The 19,848-nt window shown below is 70.4% G+C and carries 19 protein-coding genes and 1 pseudogene; 2 read left to right on the top strand and 18 right to left on the bottom strand.

Annotated elements, in window-relative coordinates; genetic code table 11:
* Positions 1-125 precede the first annotated feature (125 nt).
* Positions 126-251 (bottom strand): annotated as a pseudogene (locus K3769_RS39925) (helix-turn-helix domain-containing protein); the annotation flags it as partial.
* Positions 252-293: 42 nt separating this feature from the next.
* Between K3769_RS39925 and K3769_RS39920 the strand changes: the two are divergent.
* Complete coding sequence (locus tag K3769_RS39920) at positions 294-1,166, top strand: aldo/keto reductase family oxidoreductase (protein WP_267031096.1); 873 nt, start codon at positions 294-296, stop codon at positions 1,164-1,166.
* A gap of 78 nt (positions 1,167-1,244) precedes the next feature.
* Here K3769_RS39920 and K3769_RS39915 read toward each other — a convergent pair whose 3' ends face one another.
* From K3769_RS39915 to K3769_RS39905, 3 genes are all read right to left on the bottom strand, one after another.
* On the bottom strand, positions 1,245-2,420 hold the full coding sequence (locus tag K3769_RS39915) for a glutathione-independent formaldehyde dehydrogenase (protein WP_267031095.1): 1,176 nt from the start codon (positions 2,418-2,420) through the stop codon (positions 1,245-1,247).
* A gap of 396 nt (positions 2,421-2,816) precedes the next feature.
* Positions 2,817-3,584: a maleylpyruvate isomerase family mycothiol-dependent enzyme gene (locus tag K3769_RS39910; RefSeq protein ID WP_267031094.1), complete on the bottom strand. Its 768-nt coding sequence runs from the start codon at positions 3,582-3,584 to the stop codon at positions 2,817-2,819.
* A gap of 167 nt (positions 3,585-3,751) precedes the next feature.
* The gene (locus K3769_RS39905; protein ID WP_267031093.1) at positions 3,752-4,669 is read right to left on the bottom strand and encodes an alpha/beta fold hydrolase; all 918 of its coding nucleotides are present in this window, start codon (positions 4,667-4,669) and stop codon (positions 3,752-3,754) included.
* 57 nt (positions 4,670-4,726) lie between these two features.
* On the opposite strand from K3769_RS39905, the gene K3769_RS39900 reads away from it, so the two are divergent.
* Positions 4,727-5,335: a TetR/AcrR family transcriptional regulator gene (locus K3769_RS39900; protein ID WP_267031092.1), complete on the top strand. Its 609-nt coding sequence runs from the start codon at positions 4,727-4,729 to the stop codon at positions 5,333-5,335.
* Positions 5,336-5,346: 11 nt separating this feature from the next.
* Here K3769_RS39900 and K3769_RS39895 read toward each other — a convergent pair whose 3' ends face one another.
* The 14 genes from K3769_RS39895 to K3769_RS39830 form a co-directional block, all read right to left on the bottom strand.
* Positions 5,347-6,174, bottom strand: a complete 828-nt coding sequence (locus tag K3769_RS39895) for a DUF6182 family protein (protein WP_267031091.1) — start codon at positions 6,172-6,174, stop codon at positions 5,347-5,349.
* Positions 6,175-6,215: 41 nt separating this feature from the next.
* On the bottom strand, positions 6,216-7,403 hold the full coding sequence (locus tag K3769_RS39890) for a hypothetical protein (RefSeq protein ID WP_308216457.1): 1,188 nt from the start codon (positions 7,401-7,403) through the stop codon (positions 6,216-6,218).
* A complete protein-coding gene (locus K3769_RS39885; RefSeq protein WP_267031090.1) occupies positions 7,400-8,296 on the bottom strand; it encodes a class I SAM-dependent methyltransferase in 897 nt (298 codons plus the stop codon). The genes K3769_RS39890 and K3769_RS39885 overlap by 4 nt, the downstream gene beginning before the upstream one ends.
* Positions 8,297-8,414: 118 nt before the next feature.
* Positions 8,415-10,133, bottom strand: coding sequence for a GH3 family acyl-acid amido synthetase (locus K3769_RS39880; RefSeq protein WP_267031089.1), 1,719 nt, complete (start codon positions 10,131-10,133; stop codon positions 8,415-8,417).
* Positions 10,120-10,842, bottom strand: coding sequence for a hypothetical protein (locus tag K3769_RS39875; RefSeq protein WP_267031088.1), 723 nt, complete (start codon positions 10,840-10,842; stop codon positions 10,120-10,122). The genes K3769_RS39880 and K3769_RS39875 overlap by 14 nt, the downstream gene beginning before the upstream one ends.
* A gap of 77 nt (positions 10,843-10,919) precedes the next feature.
* Positions 10,920-11,720 (bottom strand): class I SAM-dependent methyltransferase, encoded by an 801-nt coding sequence (locus tag K3769_RS39870; RefSeq protein ID WP_267031087.1) that lies wholly within the window; start codon positions 11,718-11,720, stop codon positions 10,920-10,922.
* A 121-nt stretch (positions 11,721-11,841) separates the two neighbouring features.
* The gene (locus K3769_RS39865) at positions 11,842-12,492 is read right to left on the bottom strand and encodes a putative quinol monooxygenase (RefSeq protein WP_267031086.1); all 651 of its coding nucleotides are present in this window, start codon (positions 12,490-12,492) and stop codon (positions 11,842-11,844) included.
* Positions 12,479-13,348, bottom strand: a complete 870-nt coding sequence (locus K3769_RS39860; RefSeq protein ID WP_267031085.1) for an NmrA family NAD(P)-binding protein — start codon at positions 13,346-13,348, stop codon at positions 12,479-12,481. Before K3769_RS39860 ends, K3769_RS39865 begins: the two co-directional genes overlap by 14 nt.
* 238 nt (positions 13,349-13,586) lie before the next feature.
* Positions 13,587-14,114, bottom strand: a complete 528-nt coding sequence (locus tag K3769_RS39855) for a YceI family protein (protein ID WP_267031084.1) — start codon at positions 14,112-14,114, stop codon at positions 13,587-13,589.
* 153 nt (positions 14,115-14,267) lie between these two features.
* Positions 14,268-15,695 (bottom strand): DHA2 family efflux MFS transporter permease subunit, encoded by a 1,428-nt coding sequence (locus K3769_RS39850; protein ID WP_267031083.1) that lies wholly within the window; start codon positions 15,693-15,695, stop codon positions 14,268-14,270.
* A gap of 64 nt (positions 15,696-15,759) precedes the next feature.
* Positions 15,760-16,539 carry an enoyl-ACP reductase FabI gene (gene fabI / locus K3769_RS39845; RefSeq protein WP_267031082.1) on the bottom strand — a complete coding sequence of 260 codons (780 nt, stop codon included), beginning with the start codon at positions 16,537-16,539 and terminating at the stop codon, positions 15,760-15,762.
* A 322-nt stretch (positions 16,540-16,861) separates the two neighbouring features.
* Positions 16,862-17,383 (bottom strand): hypothetical protein, encoded by a 522-nt coding sequence (locus K3769_RS39840; RefSeq protein ID WP_267031081.1) that lies wholly within the window; start codon positions 17,381-17,383, stop codon positions 16,862-16,864.
* A 176-nt stretch (positions 17,384-17,559) separates the two neighbouring features.
* On the bottom strand, positions 17,560-18,792 hold the full coding sequence (locus tag K3769_RS39835; RefSeq protein ID WP_267031080.1) for an MAB_1171c family putative transporter: 1,233 nt from the start codon (positions 18,790-18,792) through the stop codon (positions 17,560-17,562).
* A gap of 23 nt (positions 18,793-18,815) precedes the next feature.
* Complete coding sequence (locus K3769_RS39830; protein ID WP_267031079.1) at positions 18,816-19,139, bottom strand: hypothetical protein; 324 nt, start codon at positions 19,137-19,139, stop codon at positions 18,816-18,818.
* Positions 19,140-19,848: the final 709 nt, after the last annotated feature.

Here is a 19,848-nt window from a genome sequence, read left to right as displayed (position 1 = left end):
GAAAAAGATCCACCACCGATGATCGTCATGACTACCAGTCAGGACGACAGATGAACGCCCGCCAAATCGACTGTCGGTATCCACTTACCTCAGTGGTGACGCGCCTCCTCAACTACGTCAAGGCATCAAGGCATCACGGGATGCTTGCGGTAGTCGCCGGGAGGCATTCCCCAGATCCTCTTGAAGGCGACGCTGAGGGCGCTCTCGGATCCGTATCCCACGGAGTGGGCGATGGAGGCGAGTGTCGCGCTGCGGCGGAGACACCACCCCTCACCAAGGCGAAAGGCACCGCTATGACGACGCACTCCACACCTCTCCCGGGCGGAACGTGGACACTGGGAGACTCGGTCGTCACCCGGTTCGGCTACGGCGCGATGCAGCTGGCCGGCCCGTGGGTCATGGGACCGCCCGCCGACCCCGAGGGTGCCCGGAGCGTCCTGCGTAACGCGGTCGGCCTCGGTATCACCCACATCGACACCAGTGACGCCTACGGACCGCGCGTTACGAACGAGCTGATCCGCAAAGCGCTGCACCCCTACCCGGAATCGCTGTTCATCGCCACCAAAGTGGGCGCGACCCGCGACGCACAGGGCGGCTGGCCCACGGCCCGGCGACCCGCCGACATCCGCAAGCAGGTCCACGAGAACCTCGAATCCCTCGGTGTCGAGACTCTCGACCTGGTCAATATGCGCATGGGTGATGCCCAGGGCCCTGGGCCCGGCTCGATCACCGAAGCATTCGAGACCCTCGCCGACCTCCAGCAACAGGGACTGATCCGCCATCTCGGCGTCAGCAACGTCACCGCGGAACAGGTCGCCGAGGCCCGCCGCGTCACCTCCATCGTGTGCGTGCAGAACATGTACAACCTCGCCCACCGTCACGACGACGACCTCGTAGACCGCCTCGCCGCCGACGGCATCGCCTACGTGCCCTTCTTCCCCCTCGGAGGCTTCACCCCGCTCCAGTCGGAAGCGCTCTCGAAGGTCGCGAGCCGGCTGCAGGCGACGCCGATGTCGGTCGCCCTGGCCTGGTTGCTGCACCGCTCACCGAACATCCTGCTCATCCCCGGCACGTCATCCACCGTCCACCTGCGTGAAAACCTCGCAGGTGCCGGGCTTACCCTGCCCGAGGAGGACCTGGCCGAACTGGACAGCATCGGTCACTGAACGCGCGCGTCGCCGACCTGGTGCGCGGGCCAGGTAGGGCGGGTCATGGAACGGTGTACGGGCCTGGGCCTGGGCTCCTTACCGCTTGTGGCCGTTGCCGTGACCGTCGGGGTGCAGGACCACCTTGGTCCAGCCGTCGTCGCGGGCGTCGAAGTGCTCGTAGGCGGCGGGGGCCTCGTCCAGGCTGAGCTCGTGGGAGACGAGGAAGCTCGGCTGCGCCTTCCCGCCGGCGATCAGGTCCCGCAGCGCCCGGTTGTACCTCTTCACCGGCGCCTGCCCGGTGCCCATGCGCTGGCCCTTGAACCACATCATCCCGAAGTCGATCGGGACCTTGCCCTGTGCTTCCAGCTCCCCCTGAGCCTGTGCACCACCAGGGTCCTGCGGCAGGAACACGCCCACCACGCCTATATGGCCGGTGAACCTGACCGAGTCGATCAGGCCGTTGAGCGTAAGGCTGGCGTCCTCCTGCCCCTGGGGGTCGTGCGCCTGGTAGCCGACACATTCACAGCCGTTGTCGGCACCGAGACCGAGGGTGGCTTCCTTGACGACCTCCGCCGGGTCCTGCTCGACGGTGTTGATCGCGATGGCCCCGATCTCCTCCGCCTTGCGCAGCCGGTCGGGCTGGTGGTCGGCCACCCAGACGCGACCGGCCCCCTTGATGAGGGCGGAGTAGGCCGCCATCAGCCCGACGGGCCCCGCCCCGAAGACGATCGTCTGGTCGCCCGGTTTGACGTCGGCCATCTCGGTGGCGTGATAGCCGGTGGGGAAGATGTCGGCGAGCATCACGTAGTCGGCCTGCCGCTCAGCGGCGTCCTCACCCAGACGAAGTGCATTGAAGTCGCCATAGGGCACGCGCAGCAGCTCCGCCTGGCCGCCCTGGTAGGGGCCCATGTCGGCGAATCCGTAGGCGGCTCCGGCGAGGTCCGGTTCCGGCTGCATGGTCAGGCAGTAGTTGGTCAGACCCCGCTCGCACTGCTTGCAGAAGCCGCAGGCGATGTTGAAGGGCAGGACCACGTACTCGCCCACCTGGACCTTGCGCACGGCCGGGCCGACCTCCACGACCTGGCCCATGTTCTCGTGCCCCAGGGTGCGGCCGGACTCGAAGGAGGTGCGGCCCTCGTACATGTGCAGGTCCGAACCGCAGATGTTGGTGGCGGTGATCTTGACGAGGATGTCGCAGGGGTGCTCGATCTTCGCGTCCGGTACGTCCTTCACGGTGACCGTACGTGGTCCTTCGTATACCGCTGCTTTCATGATTGCGATCCCTTCAAAGGACGGCATGACCGCACCACTTGCGGTGAGGGAGCCGTCACGAAGAGCCCTGCTCCCGAAAGCTGGACGCCTGGGAGTTGGTGGGACGCGGTCCGTGGCTCCGGCATGCCTTCTGGGGCGCTCACCCGGTTCGGGTGGAACGGCGCCGCGGATGCCTGCGACGCGAAGCCCTGGCGCTCCGGCGGCGTAGGGCCCGGGTCCCCGTCGGACCGCGAGGCGAAACCATGACGCATGCGCGAATTACGGAAATTTCATGATGTGGATCGCGGCAGATCACCGGCCACCGATCACCGGCGCATCTCCTGCCGGGAACTCGGGCCGATCGTCCTCGTCATCTCGGAGTTCATCGTTCTCTGCGTCCTCGTCAGCCTGGGCCGGCTACTCCTCGGGCTCCCAGGCGATCAGCCGCTCGAACACTTGCTGGTCGCCCCCGATCTTCAGGTCGCTCGGCGTGATGCGGCCCCAGACGAAGAGCAGCAACTGCTCGGCCGTGCCTGTGGCCGAGGCGGAGGGGGGCGCGGCGTCGTCCCGGAGGGGTGTGGGCCAGGCGCCGGTGTTGTCCAGTGCGAGGAGCCAGGAGCGGCCCTCGGTGGCGTGGTAGTGGATGGTGGCGGGCTCGTGCGGCCAGGGCGCCGGGGTGGAGCTGCAGGTGTCGAGGAACTCCGCCACGCCGTCGAGCGCGACCTCCACCGGCATCGGCTGCACGGCGCCTGCCGCGAGCTGGGCGTCGTAGGTGTGCACCAGCACCTCGTGCACCCGGCGCCTGGCAACACCCCAGGAATTCGCAGGCGACAGGCCCGCACCCCACCAGGCCCAGCACGCACGCCCCGGGCCGGCCTCGCGCAGCGCCCTCAGCAGCAGCTCGTTCGACTCGGCGTACCAGGCCAGCAGTGCGCCGAGCTCACGCGGCACCTGTGCCGCCTCCTTGGCCGGTGCAGCCTCGGCCGGGCCCGCAGTGACGATCTCAGCCCACCATCGCTGGCCTGTCCCCAGATGCTGCACCAGATCGGACACCGTCCACCCGGGGCAGGACGGCACCGGCGCGTCGAGACCGGGCGCGGCGGCAACGGCACTGCCGAACGCGGCCGAACGCTCGTCGATCAGTTGCAGCAGGGCCCCATACTCAAGCTCAAGACTGTCTGTCACATCGCTTACCTATCACCTCAGTTCAGCTGGCCGCACCCTGTTTCTCACGCCGGCAGCTGCGCGAGTCGGACGTCCAGGACGAGCACCCGGCGTCGGCGCCGACGTCGGCGCTGGCGCTGGCGCCGGGTGTGCTACCGCAACACCAAGCCTGTTGCCCTTCGCGCAGTTCAGCCGCTGTGCGCCTGTTGCCGGTCGGCCGTCAGGAAGTTCTCCAGGGTCTCGACCAACCGGCTCGGCTGCTCCTCCGCCGGGTAGTGGCCGCAGTCGTCGAGGACGACTTCCGTGACATCGTCGGCCGCCAGCCGCATCGTATGGGCGGCACTCGCGCCGCTCCACAACGCGCCGCCGAGGGCGAGCACCGGCAGTGACAGCCGGGTCCTGCCGCGCCGCTCGTTCTGCGCGATCGTCTCGTCCAGCGCCCGGTAGTACGCGAAGCTCGCCCGCAGCGCGCGCGGATCCGCGGCGATCGCGTCCACGTAGACATCGACTGCGTACGAGGGGATCGCCGCCGGGGTGGCCGCCTTGGTGGCGAACTGGTGGCCGAAGAAGAGCCGTTCGCGCCCCCGGACCAGCTCCTCGTTGAGGTCGGGGAGCCGGTTGAAGCCGAACTGCCAGAGCTTCAGGTTGACCGCGGCCGGGCCGAAGAACGGCGGGGACGGTGTGAGACCGGGGATGACCGCTTCGATTACGGCGAGCCGGCCCACCCGCTCGGGGTGATCGGCGGCGAGGGCGTACGCGGTCCACGTACCGATGTCGTGGCCGGCCACGTCGAACCGGTCGTGCCCGAGCTCGGCCATCAACGCGACCAGATCGGCTGCCAGCGTGCCGGCGTCGTACCCGTCGTCGGGTTTGCCGGAGAGCCCTGACCCGCGCGAGTCGACGGCGACGACGCTGTGCCGGCGGGCGAGCGCGGGCATCACCTCCCGCCAGGCGTACCAGGTCTGGGGCCAGCCGCCGACCAGGAGCAGCGCCGGGCCGTCCCCACCGGTGACGGCGTGCAGCCGCAGACCGTTCACCTCCACGAGGCGGCTGGTGAAGACGTCGAGGAATCCGTCGGGCAGTCGCAGCGAACTCAGGCTTGTCATGCCGGCGACCCTACCCATCTTTGAACGATCGTTACAAGATGTGTAGGCTGACGGACCATGGCAGGCCGCAAGCAATTCGACGTGGACGAGGCACTACGACGCGCGATGCACGTTTTCTGGCGCTGGGGTTATTCGGAGGCCTCGATCGATCGCCTCACCGAGGGCACGGGCCTGGGCCGGGGCTCGCTCTACGGCACCTTCGGCGGCAAGAGCGCCCTCTTCCGCGAGAGCCTCCAGCGGTACGCGCAGACGTACCAGCCGCTGTACGAGCGGGCGTTGTCCGGCCCCCACCCGAGCCCGAGCGCGGCTGTGGCCGCTTTCCTGCAGGTCGCCCTGAACCGTATCGCCGACCCGACGGTCCCGGACGGCTGCCTGCTCACGGTGTCGGCAACGCAGTTCCCGGCGCTCGACGCGGAGGGCCAGACCATGGTCCGCGCGATGATCGACAGTTTGCGGACGGGGCTTGAGCAGGCGTTGCTGGCGACGGGGGTCGCTGAACGGGAGGCGGCGGAGCTGGCGTTGTGCACGCTGGCGACGAACAAGTCCCTGGCCGTCCTGAGCCGCGCCGGCTTCTCGGGCGAGGAACTGGCAACCGTCGCGGCAGCCGCCGCCAGGAATGCCGAAGGCCTGCCGCATCGAGCGGCCGAATCGTCGGGGCCGCGTTAGTCCGGGGCTGGTCAGCTCGCTTCTGTCGAGGTGTTGTGCGGGACTGTCAGCGGCGCGGTCAGTGCGGCGGCCAGGCGCAGCCGGCCGGGGACCCGTTCGTCCGGGACGACACGTACGGCGTCGAAGGGTTCCCGTCCTTCCACGAGGCGGGGAACCTTGCGCAGCACGAGGCGGTCCCCCGGTGCGACGAGCCTGTCCAGGGCGGCCTCGGCCAGCAGGTGGTTCAGGTGGACCAGGGCGGCCGACATCGTGCAGCCGACGGTGGCCAGGTGGACCGCTCTGCTGACGGGCGGACGGGACGGCGCCGGAGTACCGCCGGCCGAGGGTCCGGGCACCCTGAGTGTCGGGTGGGGCACCCCGAAGGCGATGTCCCCGCCGTTCGGGACCTCCGCCGGAGCCTGCAGCAGCTTCAGCAGGCGGCGCAGCGCGGCGGTGGCCCCGGGCGGCGCGGGCGCGGTCCAGGCGGCCGACATGTCCTCGGCCGTCCGGGCGAACGGGAACCGGGCCGCGAGCTCCGCCGGGTTGCCCGCGAGGAACACGGTCCGGGTGAAGGCCCGCCGCCAGGCAGCGCCCTCCGTCGCGTCCAGGCCCAGGGCGTACGCGCAGGTCTGCCCGGCCCAGGCCGCGAGGTCCAGGTCCCGTACCACCACGGCCACCAGAGTGGTGTCGGCCGCGGCGGACGCGGAGCCCGCCGCGGCCAGGCCCTGCGTCGTCGAGAGGTCGTGCCCTGACGCCAGGTCCGGGTGCGCGCGGCTCAGCCGTTCCCGCAAAGCGGTCCGCAGGGTTCGCTGCACCGTTTCGGTAGCCGTGTCCGCGTCTCCGACTGCGTCTGCGGCCACCGAAGTTGCTGTGTCCGTGCGGCGGTGGTGGTGGTCGGGACTCACAGGTACACCTCTGTCAGGAGGTCGGCCGCCGGCCGCCGGCGTCGGCCGAGGAGGGAGCAGGTCAACCGGTAGGGATCGACGTGCAGTCGATCCCTCCTGTGCCCGTCCACCCGTTCGGCGAGGGGCCGTTCCGGTGGCCGCGGATCCGTGTGGCCCGACGCGATCAGGCGTTCGGCGCGGCCGAGATACTGGCGCAGCAGCTCCGGCCGGTAGCCCTCGCTGTGCCCGGGACCGAGTACGGCGATGAAGTACAGCCGCATACCGAGCCGTATGGCGGCCGGACTGTGCCCGGACCCGGCCGCGTCGAGCAGGGCGCCGGCGTGGTGGTCCTGCCAGCCGCCCTCGCGCGCGGAGCGGATGGTGCCGTCGATCGGGACGCGTCCGACCGGTACCCGGACCACACTGGGCCCGAGCACCGCAAGGACTCGGGCGAGGCGCTGGTAGTCGGGGTCGAGCTGGCTGTCGTAGAGCAGGACGACCTCGTCGTACCCGACTGCCAGCGGCATGAGTTCACGCAGCGCGCAGGCGAGGTAGTTGGGTCGGCCGTCGGCGGAGACCAGGGGACGCAGTGGCAGGCCGTGGCGGGTGAGGTCGAGGAAGACGGGGCCGCCGAGCGGCCGGTGGTCCAGGCACATCCCGAGGGCGCCGAGCCTGTCGATCATCTCGGTCAGGCCGAGCCCCGGCGGCTGGTGGGCGAGCAGTCCGGGGTCGGTCAGGCCGAGCGCCTCGTACTGACCGGTCCAGATGCCGAGGACCCGGGTGGCGGCGGGATGCGTCCAGCCCTGTGCGACGGCCTCCGCGTAGGGTCGCAGGGCAGCCGCGGGGGCGGTTCCGCCGGCGGCGCGGAAGGCCACGTACAGCTCCCCGATGCCGCACTCGTCGAGGCAGTCGTAGTCGAGGTCGCCGTAGCGGCGGTCGAGGAACTCCCAGAAGCCGAGGGTCTGTTCGGTGGGGTGGTAGGTGGTGTGGCTGTAGCGGAGGGTCACCTCGGCCACCTGGCTGGTGGCGCGGTACATGACGTCCGACCACAGCAGTCCCTTGAGGTGGCTCGGGGTGAGCGGCTTGGACGGCGTGACGGTGACGGGGGCCAGCAGGACCCGGTGCCGGGCCGGTCGGGTCCCGGGCCGCCGGGGCTGCGGCAGGGTCGCGACGGCGGTCGCGGTCGCTGTGCCGCTCTCGTTCACCGCGGCACCCGGAGGGAGCCGTGGACGAAGAACACCCGGCGTGCTCCCCGGGCGCTGCGGGGCGGCACCGGGTCGGGCCAGCGGCCGAAGTCGGCCCCGGGCTCGCCGGGCTGGACGGCTTTCACCATGTATCCGCACTGGTCGAAGAGACGCTCGGGAACATCGCAGCCGGACATCCAGGGGGCGCCCCAGCCCTCGAACACGGAGAGCAGCGGCTCCATCTCGGGCAGCGTCAGGGCCGCGGTGTTCACCAGGTCGGCGGCGATCCTGCTGCCGGGGGCGGAGCAGGCGGCGATCCTGGTCAGCAGCCGACGCACTTCGTCCGGCGGCAGGTAGTACAGCAGTCCTTCCAGTACCCACACCGAGGGGCGAGCCGGGTCGTAGCCGCTCTCCTGCAGTCTCGTCTCCCAGTCGAGACCGGTGAGATCGGCGGGGACGGTACGCAGGTCCGCGGAGGGCCTGGACTCGGCCATCCGCCGCCGTTTGCGGGCGAGCAGGGCCGGTTGGTCGATCTCGAACCAGCGGGTGCCGGCCGGCCAGCGCAGCCGCCAGGCGCGGGTGTCGAGGCCTGCGGGCGCCATCACGATCTGCCGTATGCCGGCTTCGCGGGTGAGGCGGCGCAGGTGGTCGTCGAGGAAGCGGGTGCGGATGGCGTTGAAGTCGGGTGTGCTCGGCACGTCCGACTCGTCGGTGCGGCGGCCGGTGACCGCGGCGATCTCGGCGAGCAGCGCCCAGCCCGCGGCGCCGGCCAGACCGGCGGCGTACGGGTCCGTGTAGAGGCGGTCCGGACGGCTCGTCTCGGCGGCACGCAGCGCCGCGGTCAGCAGTGCGGTGCGTTCCAGCGGGCCCAGTGGCACCGCGTCCGTGACGGTCGGGGTCTCGTGCATGGTCATGGGCGCTCCGTGAGGTGTCGGGCGGCCCGGGAGGGCCGGATGTGGCTTGTGCGGACGCCGGTCACCCTGCCTCGGCGGCCGGGCGGATCCCCAACCCGCACGACATGGCTCGGCCTTGTCATAAGGACTCCTCCCGGGCCGGTGGGCCCGGTGCCACCGCGTCGCGGCCCACGAGCCGCTCCCACTGGGCCGGATCCTGTCGGAAGAGCCGGTCCTTGACCTGGGTTGGCCTGACACCGCCGGCGACGGTGTCCTGCCAGTCGCGCAGGAAGGCGTCGGCGGGCAGCCTGAGCGTGGTGGGCGCGGCTAGCCGGCCGTCGGCCCGGGCCGCGCGGTAGCCCGCCGATTCGCGGGCCAGTCCTTCGTCGAGCCGCGCACCGAACGCGGCGGTCTCGTCGTCGTGCCAGGGGCTGCCCGCCGGGGACACCGCGAACACGTACCGGCCGGTGCCGTCGGTGGTGTCCACCCGGGTGGCCACGTTGCGCAGTTCGAGTCCGCCCGCGTCCAGTGCGCCGGCCAGGGCCCGGGTGACCTGGGCGTCGCGCAGCCGCTCCCCCGCGTGGTCGCTGCGGGTGGCCCGGCCCGCGTAGGCCAGGCGGGGTACTCCGCCGGTCCGGTCGACGACCCGGACGACATCGCCGACGGCGTAGCGGTAGAGGCCTCCGACGTGGCTGAAGACGACGTGGTAGTCGCGTCCCGCTTCGAGGTCCTGGGGCGTAAGGGTCGGTGCGTCGGGCGTCAGGTCGTCGTCCGCGTCGACGAACTCGTACACGCAGGCGGTGGCAACGGGGCTTCCCGCACTGCCGTGCCGGTCCAGGGCGACCGCAACCGGGCCCTCGGAGGCCGCGACCGGGGCGGGCAGCACGCTGACTCCGGCGCCGAACTCCTCGCGCAGCCGGGGCAGATAGAGGGTGGCGAGGCCGGTGGTCCAGCAGAACAGGGCCCTTAGCCGGGGCCACACATGAGCGGGGCGTACGGTCCCGAACCGGTCGGCGAGGGCTTCCAGTTCGGCCGCCCGGAGCGGGTCGGGACTGCCGTGCGGGTGGCCGCCGAGGGTGCCGTCGCGGATCTCCTTGACGATCCGCGGCCACCACAGGCGCAGTTGGTGGGGCAGGGCGGCGACCATCGCGGGGTTGATCCCGATGACGCAGCGGACGTCGCCCGTCACCGCGAGGCGCAGCCGCAGGTACGCCTTCTCCAGGTGGTCGCGCGCGTCGACGGGTACGGGCAGTTCCGCCCAGGCGGTGTCGACGGTGCCGGGCTCGGCGGACAGGGGCTCGCCGAAGGTGTCCCCGAAGTTCACCTGGGACGCGCCGACATGGGGTTTGCCGGAGCTGGTGGTGGGTGGGGCGGACAGCGGGTCGTGCTTGAGGTTGAGCACCGCGTCCGGGCGCTGGAGCACCTCGGGGAAGTGGGTGAGCAGCGGTGCCCAGGCCGCGTAGTAGAAGGGGAAGAAGGTGGTACGCATGAAGCGTGGGGTGACCGGGATCTTCTTGTGGGCGCCGGTGCTTCCGCTGCTGGTGAAGAAGACCGCGGGCCGGTCGGCGGTCAGGACGTTCGCCTCACCGGCCGCGCTCCGCTCGATCCAGGGTTCCAGATCGGCGTACGTCTGGATGGGCACCGCCCGGCGGTACTCGTCGAGGGTGCGGACACGGCCGAAGCCGTGCGCGGTCCCGTAGTGGGTCCCCGCGTTGAAGCTCAGGAGGTCGGTGAGGACGTGGCGCTGGTGTCCGGGCAGGTCGTCGAGGGCGGACACCAGCTGTGCCCGTTCCGCGTGGACCCGCGCGGTGTAGCGCGCCGCGCGGTCCGGGCCCGCCCCTTGGTCAGCCGAGTTCATCGGTGATCAGCTCCCGTACGGTGGCCGCCGTCCGCGCGGCGTCGTTCTGCTCCGCGAGGACGGTCACGGGCAGGTCCCGTATCTCCTCGCGTACGAGCCGGTCGAGGTCGGTCTGGTAGCGCTTGAAGCCGTACGGGCCGGGCCGCGGGCCGTAGTGCTCCAGGGGGTTGAGGTCGGCGCCCTCACGCGAGCGGCTCCAGGCGCTCTCGGGGGTGACGTCGAGGTAGATGACCCGGCCCGGCCGGGGGAAGGACCGCCACCAGGTGAGCAGGGGTTCGTCGGGCACGCCGGCCAGCCGGCACTTCGCGAGGAACTTGTAGTAGTAGGAGTCGACGACCGCGGGGGTCCGCGGATCGCCGTTCAGGAGCTGGTCCCGCAGATGCACGACGGCCGTGTGCACCATGGCGGCGAGGAAGTCCGGGGACCAGCGGGTCTCGTGCGGGGCGACGTCCTTCACCACGTCCCGGCGCAGCCGTGCGATGAGGGCGTGTTCCGGAGCCAGGAAGGTGTCGTCGAGGGAGACGAGCCGCCAGGGTGTGGCCGAGCGCCGCAATTCGGTGAGCACCGATGACTTTCCCGCGTAGTCCGGTCCGAGAAGGACGAAGAACCGCGGGACGGAGTCGTCCCGGTCTTCGTCCTCGGCTTCGCCGCCGTTCGGCGAATTCGAGGATCTTGGGTGCGGCGCCGGATTGTTGCGGCTGGAGGGCACAGCGCTTTTCCTCTCCCTACCGGATGTCACGGATCCCTACCGGATGTCATGGAATTCTGGCGCGATGCGGACGCAGGTCAGCCCTCCAGCGGTCGGCGTCCCCACGCGGAGACCAGCAGCGTGGTCATGTCCTGGCCGCGGGGCGTGCCGAGGGCGTCGAGGAAGTCGGTGAGCTGTTCGGCGGTGACCAGGCCGCTCTCCACCAGGGTGTGGCCCTCCTGGCGCAGCCGGGTGCCGATCAGCTCGTCGTCGGCCGGCGACTGGCCGGGGCCGGCGGGGGTCACCCTGGACTCGACGTCCGTGAGGCCCGCCCGGCCGAGGGCGGCGGGCAGGCCCCTGGCCCACCGCATGTCGGCGCCCTGGGCCTCCATGCGGCGCACATAGGCGCCGACGAGGGCTCGACCGACGGGGGTGGGGGCGTGGTCGGCGGGCAGGTAGTAGAAGTCCTCCGCCACCAGCCAGCCGCCCGGCGCCAGCCATCGGGTGATGCGGCCGAGCACCTTCTCCGGCTCCCGCACATGTTCCAGGACGGCACGGGCGAAGATCAGGTCGAACGTGCCGTCCGGGAACTCCGCCGTGGTCAGGTCCGCCTGAAGGACGCTCAGGTTGTCCGCCCGGTCGGGTTCCAGGTATCCCGTGTCGGTGTCCAGTGCGAGCACCGTGCCCTCGCCGACCCGCTCCGCCAGCCAGTACGACATGGATCCGGCGCCGGCGCCGAGGTCCAGGCAGCGCCATGTGGGGGCGGGCTCCAGCCGGTCGACGACGGCGGTGCTCACCGCGTCGTACTTCTTCTCGAACAGCCGGATCTGGTCGAGCGGGGAGAGGTGTCCCTGGGTCAGCGATCCGGTGCTTCGGGTGGACTGTGCGTCCGTTGTCATGCCTGTCTCTTCCTCCGGGCGAATACGGGTGCGGCGGTGGGCCAGGACCTCGAAGGACGCGGAGGGCCGCGCCCGGTGGGAGGGGCGCTCACGCGGGAGAGGGGCCGCTCCCCTCATTCCGTCATCCGGCCGCGACGGTCTCGGCGACCAGGGTGCACAGGAACAGGTCCGGCGGTGCGACCTCCAGGGCGCTGATGTCCTGCTGCCCGTCCGCGTTGCGCCGGTCGGCCATGTACGCGTCGAACGCGTCGCGGTCCGTCCACTGCGGGTAGTTGACGTAGGTCCGGCCGTCGGGGCTGATGTACGGCGTCGCCGAGACGAACCCGGGGAAGTCCTTCTTCCAGTCGCCGCTGCGGCGCAGCAGGTCCGCCATGGCCCTGGCGGCCTCCCGGTCGGCGACGTGCCGGACCGCGACGCAGACCAGACCGGGCGGGCTGTCCGCCGACGGGCCCCGTACGCCCGGTTCCGGTGTGCCGCCGACCAGGTCCGTGCGCAGCAGGGCCTCCCGGCCGAGCCGGTCCAGCAGCGCCTCTCCGACGCGGGCGGGGTAGCCGTTGCGGGCACTCGTCTCGTCGCGCCAGGCGACGCAGTGCACGACGACGTCCCCGTCGAGGCCGAGGTGGATCCGGGAGGAGAGGAAGCCGCCGAGGCGACCCGGATCCGCGGACTGTTCCGCCAGCACCTGCACGGCCTCCTGGGCCGCTCCCGCCCCGTGCGTGCGCAGGATGAGGAAGGTGCGGAACCCCTCCCGCGTCCCGTCAGCGGAAGTCATCGGCGAACTCCACCGCCCACTCGCGGAAGGTGCGGGGCGGACGGCCGAGGACGTCCTGGACGGTCGTGGTGATCAGCTCGGGCTCCTTGGTGAGCATCTCGAAGTACTCAAGGGCGCCGCTGGCGTAGGCGGGCGGCCAGCCCGCGGACACCATGGCCTTCAGCGCGGCCTCGGCCGGTACGTCCTGCCAGGTCGGCTCGGTCCCGATGATCTCGCCGATGATCTTCACCTGTTCGATCTGGGTGAGGACCTCGGGGCCGGTGATGACCAGGCGCCGGCCGGCGAGTTCGCTGCTCCGCAGGGCCCGCACCGCGACCGCGGCGACGTCTCCCTCATGGATGGAGGAGCGGGCGGCGGCGCCGTAGGGGGACCGCACGATGCCGGTGGCCTTCATCTGCTGGGCGTAGGAGAGCCTGGCGTTGGCCGCGAAACCGGTGGTCTGCAGGAAGGTCCACTCCAGGCCGGTCTTCTCGATCAGCTCCTCGAGGTAGGCGTGGCAGTTGTTGTCCGTGTGCTCGTAGCCGATGTGCACGCCGATCGAGGAGACGAAGACGACGCGCCGGGCCTGTCGTGCGATGCGCTCCAGGACCGCGGGCGCCGTGTCGACGTTCAGGGTGAAGAACGGCCACATCAGTAGGACCGACTCGACTCCGTCGAGGGCCGGCAGCAGGCTGTCGGGGTCGGCCAGGTCGCCGTGGAAGACCTCGAACCCCTCGTCCGGCAGGCGTCCCGCCTTGGGGTCGTCCGCCAGGAGCAGAGCACGCGTGGTGACGCCCTCGTCGATCAGCTGACGGACGACGAGGGGGCCCACGTTTCCGGTGGCTCCGATGACCAGAACCGTATTGTCCGCTCCCATGAACCTTTCCCTTTCCTTGACTACGTCATTTTCGTTGGTTTCGCTGGTTTCGTTGGATTCCCATCGGGTCCCGTCGGGGCCCCTCGGTCGCGCGGCGTGAGGACCGAAATTCGCCGCTGCTATTGCCCGGGAATTCTGGCTTCAGTTTCACAGTCCGGGAATCCGAGGGGCAAGGAACTTTTTTCTAAGATTCCGCGAAGTCGTCGGCCGACGGGGTCGACGAGCGGGCTCGCCGCGGTCAGCGGCGCTCGGCGACCACGTCGATGTCCAGGGTGAGGTGGCGGCCCATGGAGCCCTTCCCCTTGGTGACACCGAAGGCGTACCGGTCGACGGTGGTGACCGCGTGGACCACCAGTCGCCGTTCGTCGCCCGAGACGGTGTCGAGCGTCAGGGCGGCCGGTTTGCCGATCCCGCGCACCGTGAGGCGCCCGTGCAGCAGATGGGCCTCGTCACCGGCCTCCACGCGCTCGCCGCGGAAGTGCATCTCGGCGTGGGTGGCGACATCGAGGAACCCGGCCTCGCGGACATGGGTGTCCCGCTTGTCGTTGCCGGTGTCTATGCTCGCCGCGGAGATGACCGCCTCGACGGTCGAGGACTCCACGGGGTCGGCCACCACGACTTCGCCCCGCGCGACGGCGAAGGTGCCGCGGACGACGACCAGTCCGAAGAAGTTGCGGATACGGAAGCGGACGGACGACTGCGCGGGGTCGATGACGTACGTACCCACGTCGGGCCTGAACTGCACCGCGTTGCCGTGAATGGCCATATTGCGCTCCTCTGCACTGTCGGAAGTGGAAGCCGGCGTACGGGGGTGCCACCGGCTCCGTCGGGCACCCCGCCCCGGACGTGTCGGCGGGAATCCCTGGGGGTTCGCAGGGGGCACCGGGGTCTCCGGGGGCGGGAGAGAACGAGGGGGCCGTCAGGCCGTGACGGGGTCCGGGCGCTCGGCGCCCTTCTCGCGGATGCGTCCCGTCTGACGGGGTACCAGCGCGGCTGCCACGGCGGCGAGCAGGACGGCCAGGGTGCCGACCCACAGCGCGGGGGTGAGTCCGTCCACGAACTGCTGGGCGGAGAGATAGCCGCCCTGGGCGGAGAAGACGGCCGACATCGTGGCGACGCCCAGTGCTCCACCGACCTCGCGCAGCGCGTTGTTGGCGCCGGAGGCGATGCCCTGTTCCTCGGGGCGGACGCTGCTCATGACGAGGTTGGCCGTCGGGGCGAAGAAGAAGCCCATGCCGAGGCCGCTGATCACGAGGGACGGTACGAGTTGCGGGTACGACACGTCGGTGGAGACGACCAGGGCGAGGAGTGCGACGCCGGTGGCCTGGAACACCAGTCCCGTGACCACGACGGGTTGTCCGCCGAAGCGGTCGGAGAGAGCGCCGGCGATCGGCGCGGCGATCATCGGCATGGCGGTCCACGGCAGCATCCGCACCCCGGCCTCCATCGGCGAGTAGCCGCCGACGTCCTGGAGGAACTGGCTGAGCAGGAAGATGGACCCGAACATGCCCACGAACATGAACAGGCTCGCGGCGTTCACGGCACTGAAGGCGCGGCTGCGGAAGAGGCGCATCGGCAGCATCGGGTTCGCCGTCCGCCTCTCGTAGGCGATGAACACGGCGATCAGGGCCGTGCCGCCGATCAGCCCGGCCAGGACGGCGGCGCTGGACCAGCCGTCGCTGTTGCCGCGGATGAGGGCGTAGACGATGCCGAACATGCCGAGGCTGACGAAGGCGGTGCCGAGCAGGTCGAGCCGTGGGTAGGGTCCGCGGCTCTCGTTCAGCCGCAGTACGGCCAGCGGAAGGAGTACGGCTCCCAGCGGGACGTTGATCCAGAAGATCCACTGCCAGGAGATGTGTTCGGTGAGGGTGCCGCCGATCAGCGGGCCGGCCGCCACGGCGAGGCCGTTGACCGCGCCCCACACGCCGAAGGCGAATCCCCGCCGCTCCGGCGCGACGGCGGCGGACAGCAGGGTGAGCGTGAGCGGCATCATGATCGCCGCGCCGAGGCCCTGCACGGCCCGCGCCGCGATGAGTGCCTCCATACCGGGAGCCAGCGCCGCACCGGCGGAGGCGACGGTGAAGATGCCGAGGCCGACGGCGAAGAGCAGTCGGCGCCCGAACCGGTCACCGAGGGCCGCGCCCAGCATCAGGAGCACGGCGAAGGTGAGCGTGTAGGCACTCACCGTCCACTCCAGATCGCCGAGTCCGCCGCCCAGGTCCGCACGGATCGAGGGCAGGGCGGTGGTGACGACAAGGTTGTCGAGTGCGGCCATGAAGCCCGCCGCACTCGCGATGATCAACGCCCATGTCGCGGTGTCGCGACGGGCTGCCGGTCCCTCTTGCATGACGCTCCTCTGGAGTGCAGTGGGTGAGCGGTGACCGTGGTCCGGCCGGCGCGCCTCGGCGGTGCTATCCGCCGATGGCGTGCAGTCCTCCGTCGACGTGGAGGACCTCGCCGGTGGTCTTCGGGAACCAGTCGGACAGCAGGCCGACCACGCCCCGGGCCGCGGGCTCGGGGTCGTTGATGTCCCACTCCATCGGGGAGCGCTCGTCCCACACCTTGACGAGTTGGGCGAAGCCGGGGATGGAGCGCGCGGCCACCGTCTTGATGGGGCCGGCGGAGACGAGGTTGACGCGGATGTCCTTGTCGGCCAGTTCACGGGCGAGGTAGCGCGACGCCGATTCGAGGGCGGCCTTGGCGACGCCCATCCAGTCGTACATCGGCCAGGTGACCTGCGAGTCGAGGCTCATGCCGACGACGGATCCGCCGCGCCGCTCCATGAGGGGCAGCACGGCCGTCGTGAGGGACTTCAGGGAGAACGCCGAGATCTCGACGGCCGTGGCGACCGACGACCAGGGCGTGTTGAGGAAGTTGCCGCCGAGGGCGTCCTGCGGGGCGAAGCCGATGGAGTGGACGACCCCGTCGAGGCCGACGCCTTCACCGAGGTGCTCGGCGACGCGGGCGGGGAGGTCGTCCAGGTGCCGCTGGTTCTGGACGTCCAGCTCGATGACGGGGGCCGGCTTCGGCAGCCGGTTGGCCGCCCGTTGGACGACCGGGAGGTGCCCGAAGCCGGTCACGACGACTTCGGCGCCCTCCTCCTGGGCGAGGCGCGCCACATGGAAGGCGATGGAGAAGTCGGTCAGGACGCCGGTGACCAGGATGCGCTTGCCTGCGAGGATTCCACTCATGGTGCTCAGTGACCCATGCCCAATCCGCCGTCCGGTCAGGACAGGACGGCTCCGGTGGTAGCGGTGTGTGAGGCTGTGGTTCAGGAAGGCGCACGGCATTCAACGCCCGGCCTGCGCGTAAACTATACTTTACCTACGGCCGCGAAGGCCACACACGGCGCCCACGTGCCGGACAACAGGGCGGCACATATGGGGTGTTGACGGCAGAGATCGGCAACTGGCAGCACAGGAGCGGCTGATAGCCGGTGGTGGGTGGCCGGTTCGCGATAGTTCTTGTTCGCGGCGACCGTTCGCCGTTGCCCGCGGTGGGACGCGGCAGGCGTCAGTCCCGGTCCGCCGCGGCGGGGAGAGCCTGCTCGTCGAGCGCGTCGAGCATCCGCAGAAGCTGACGGCGCATCGCGGGGGTCATCTCGCCGGCCCGCATCGCGATGGTGCGCACCTGACGGTCGGTGAGCTTCCGCTCCAGCTCTTCGACTTCTTCGACCTCTTCGACACCGAGCAGGTAGGCGGCCGTGATGGGCGGCATGTCCGGCGCGCGGCGCTCGTCGAAGAACTTGGCGACGGCCTTGACCACCGCGATGGTCGGGTTGGTGTTGCGCCCGGAGCGCAGCCCGGCCAGGTAGACGCGGGAGACCGTCGTCTCGTGGGAGGGATCCTCGGTGATCTTCCGGGCCACGTACGGCGTGGAGTACGACCGCGTACGGCCGTCGTCACTCTGGTACGTCACGGACGCAAAGAGATCGTTCAGGCACTGGGTGAAGTCCCCGGCGGGCTGATACCGGTTCACGGCCCCGCTCTCGCCACCCACCACCGGACGCTCCCTTCCGTGCGTGGTCGAAGTCATGCGCCCACAGACTTTACAGGAGAAACTCCAGGGCAGACACCGGCTTCCCGCTCCGTTGCGGACGCCGCCCGGCCCCGGCGTGTACGGCGCGCGGGGTCATGGCGCGGTAACGCGAGCGAAGAGCGGGGACCGCGGTGGGCGCCCCCGCCCGCCGCCGCATCGCCCGGCGCGCGGTGTCAGTCCCGTACGGACCCGGCCGGCTCGGCATACGGGTCCGTTCGGTCCGCGGGGACATTGCCGGAAGCCTCGATCGTTGTCAACGCCCTGGACAGGCCCACCAGCCAGCGCGCGTCCGAATCCAGGTCGTGGCCGCCGCCGTCCGGGACGGCACACCGCTCGTCGACCGGCGCCTCCCGGGCTCTGCGGACCAGCGCGGCGGCCACCACCGCGGCCCCCGCGTGCAGGTCGAGCTCGCGGCCCGTCAGGCCCTTCGCCTCCCCCGCGGCCCGCGCGGCGCGCTCGACGCCCAGGGCGCAGTAGGGCGTGAGGCGCACCAGGCCGTCCCGGATCTCGATGACCCGCCGGTAGTAGGCGCGGGCCCGCCAGGGCCGGACGCAGGAAACGCGGGTCCACCACCACTCGGAGCCGCGCGGCAGGGCCAGTTCGGGGAAGGCGTCGTGCAGGGCGCGCCAGAGCGGGCCGAGTTCACGGAACACGGCACGCCGCGCGAACACGGACGCGATACGGCCGGCGACCTCGACCGTGACCGGGTGGGTCACCCCGGCGACCAGCGTCCAGACGCCGAACAGGGTGGTCACGTACCAGACGCCGTTCAGTACCTCCGAGTCCACGCCGAACGCGAACTGGGCCGCCAGGGAGAGGACTTTGAAGACACAGGCGCACAACTCGGCGACCAGCGCGACCGAGAGGATGCGCAGCGCCATGCGCAGGTTTCGGCGGATGGTGACCACGGAGTACACCAGGGACCAGCGCATCACCATGGCGGCGACACCCCCGACGTAGCCGGACACGACCAGGACGAACGCGGCCGCGCTGCCGTCGTTGCGGTTCAGCCACTCGGGGGGCGCTGCGCGCAGCGCCTCCGGTGAGGCCGCCCACACCGCGGTGGCCGCCGACGCGAACAGCAGCAGGCACAGCACCGAGGCCGTCTGGGAGCGGTCCTCCTCGGGTCCCGCGGCCGAGAGGTGGAAGAACCTCAGGAGCCAGAAGGCCGCGGTCATGCAGACCACGCTCGTCACCAGCACGTTGACACCCCTGGTCGCGGTCAGCAACCAGGCGTAGACGTTGGGATGGAAGAGCACCAGCGCCAGCGCGATGCAGACGGTGCATCTGGCGATGGCCTTGAGCGGCAGGTCGCCGGGGGCCCGCCGGACGTGGATCATCCGGATCGCCGCGCACAGACAGACCATGACGTCGATGTAGGTGCAGATGAAGATCTTGATGTGCACTGCTCACCCCGTAGCACGTGTGGTCACAGCCAGGAGGTCCGGCTCCTGAGGGCCTGCCCCATGCGTTCCAGCACGGGGTCCTCCGCCACGGCGGTGCTGTCCATGCCCCGGCAGGCGCCGTGCATGGCGGACCGCTCCAGGATGATCGTGGCGATCAGTTCGGCCTCCAGCTCCTGCTCGGAGTCGTAGACCGTCCGCATGCGCACGTGCTCCGCGCCGGCCCCGGGTCCGTCACCGGGGGGTCCGGCCGCGGGGACCGCCAGATGTCCGACCAGAATGTGGCCCACCTCGTGGAGAATGATGTGGTCCTGATGCGGACGGGTGGTGTCCTGCTGATAGAAAATCACGTCGGCCGTCTCGGTCGCGACGCAGACGCCCAAGGGCCCTGGCGACTCCAGTGGATACGGGATCAACCGAATTTCGCGATTCCGGCGGACGCTCAGGCGGGCACATAAGTCGTGCACATCGAGCGGATACCCGACTTCGAGGTCGCGTAAGAGATTGCGGCATCGCCGCCGCAACCTGCGATTCATCATGTTCCCCCCAAAGACCCATGCGAATTTCAGCAACCGTGGCCGACCTTAGCCCAGCAGAGCAGAGCCGCCGAGAAATTTTACACTGCCGTAACGTGCACCAGCGGGCTTTGCCGAAAAGTGCAATGTCGGGCACCGTACCCTCACCCGACCGTCACCTGCCGGAAACGTCCTGATTGGCAACGGGGCGAATGCGACACGTAATGCCAATCACTCCGGCACCGCACAATCGGCGCCTTGGATGCCGATTCACCTGGCAATTACAGAGGGCGGGCAGGCGAAATGCGAACCGGCGCGCCGACCGATGTCGGCCATATGCGTCCGTCATGGGACAGGCTCCCGGCGAAGCCCTGCACATGGGACGGAGCGTCGACTGCCGGAGAGCCGTACGACCGCGACCACCTCGACACCCGGCAGCCGCGGACCGACAATCAGGGCACTAAGCCCATGTTCGTCACCAGAACGACACATCGGGCGATATCGACCACCCGGCCATGCCTAGCGAAAACTTCATCCTGGCTTA

The sequence above is a fragment of the Streptomyces ortus genome, from assembly GCF_026341275.1.
Classification (GTDB): domain Bacteria; phylum Actinomycetota; class Actinomycetes; order Streptomycetales; family Streptomycetaceae; genus Streptomyces; species Streptomyces ortus.
Note: the sequence above shows the minus strand (reverse complement) of the source record. Positions and strands in the feature narration are given on the sequence as shown.